This window comes from Pseudomonas sp. JL2, from assembly GCF_031570495.1.
GTDB lineage: Bacteria > Pseudomonadota > Gammaproteobacteria > Pseudomonadales > Pseudomonadaceae > Aquipseudomonas > Aquipseudomonas rhizophila.
The window spans coordinates 1-1236 of record NZ_JAKUDH010000069.1 but is presented as its reverse complement, the minus strand read 5'-3'; the positions used below and the strand labels follow the sequence as shown (position 1 = coordinate 1236).

General features: G+C 56.2%; 1 protein-coding gene. It reads left to right on the top strand.

The genetic code is table 11. From position 1 onward, the window contains the following. Window positions 1-65: 65 nt before the first annotated feature. Window positions 66-1228 (top strand): IS3 family transposase gene (locus MKS85_RS28780; RefSeq protein ID WP_090473899.1). Its coding sequence is split into 2 segments (ribosomal slippage): window positions 66-321 and window positions 321-1228, totalling 1164 coding nucleotides; the frame shifts between segments, so codons are not numbered across the junction. Window positions 1229-1236: the final 8 nt, after the last annotated feature.

The window sequence follows — 1236 nt, the reverse complement described above, 5'->3', positions numbered from 1 at the left end:
GTGTAGTGGTCTAATGAAACCGGACACCCATTTAGGCGAGAATGCTCGCCAGATCGAGGTGTCAGATGACCAAACAACGCCGTTCCTTTTCTGCTGAATTCAAACGCGAGGCTGCCGACCTCGTGCTCAAGCAAAACTACAGCTACATCGAAGCCAGCCGTTCACTCGGCGTCGGCGAGTCAGCCCTGCGCCGCTGGGTTGATCAGGTTCAGCAGGAACGCCAAGGCGTCACTCCGCAGAGCAAAGCATTGACCCCGGAACAGCAGAAAATTCAGGAGCTGGAAGCCCGGATTGCCCGCCTTGAACGGGAAAAATCGATATTAAAAAAGGCTACCGCGCTCTTGATGTCGGAAGATCACGAGCGTACGCGCTGATCAATCAGCTGAGCGTCCATGAGCCGATTGATTGGCTGTGCAAGGTGTTTGAAGTCCCCCGTTCGTGCTACTACGCCCAGCGTCTTAGGCGTCGAACGCCTGATGTCGAACGACTTCGGTTACGCAGCCGGGTGAGCGAGCTGTTCTCGCAAAGTCGCAGTGCTGCGGGCAGCCGTAGCATCTTGTCGCTGATGCGTGAAGACGGTGAACAGCTCGGTCGGTTCAAAGTGCGCAGCCTGATGCGCGAGCTTGATTTAGTCAGTAAACAACCCGGATCACATGCCTACAAACGAGCGACGGTTGAACGGTTGGATATCCCGAACATATTGAATCGGGAGTTCGATGCTCCAGCACCCAACCAGGTGTGGTGCGGCGACATCACCTACATCTGGGCCCAGGGGAAATGGCATTACCTGGCTGTCGTGCTGGATCTTTGCACGCGCCGGGTGGTGGGCTGGGCGTTGTCGGAAAAGCCGGACGCCGATCTGGTTATCAAGGCGCTGGATATGGCTTACGAGCAACGAGGAAGACCTCAGGGTCTGCTGTTTCACTCGGATCAAGGGTCGCAGTATGCGAGTCGTTTATTTCGCCAGCGGCTGTGGCGTTATCGCATGCGCCAGAGCATGAGTCGCCGGGGAAATTGCTGGGACAATGCGCCAATGGAGCGCGTGTTCCGCAGCTTGAAAACGGAGTGGATACCGACCACGGGTTACCGAACGGCTCAAGAAGCCCAGCGCGATATCAGCCAATTCTTAATGCATCGGTACAACTGGATTCGCCCCCATCAATTCAACGGTGGGCTGGCGCCAGCTCGGGCCGAAGAAAAACTTAACGTCGTGTCCGGGATTAGTTGACCACTACA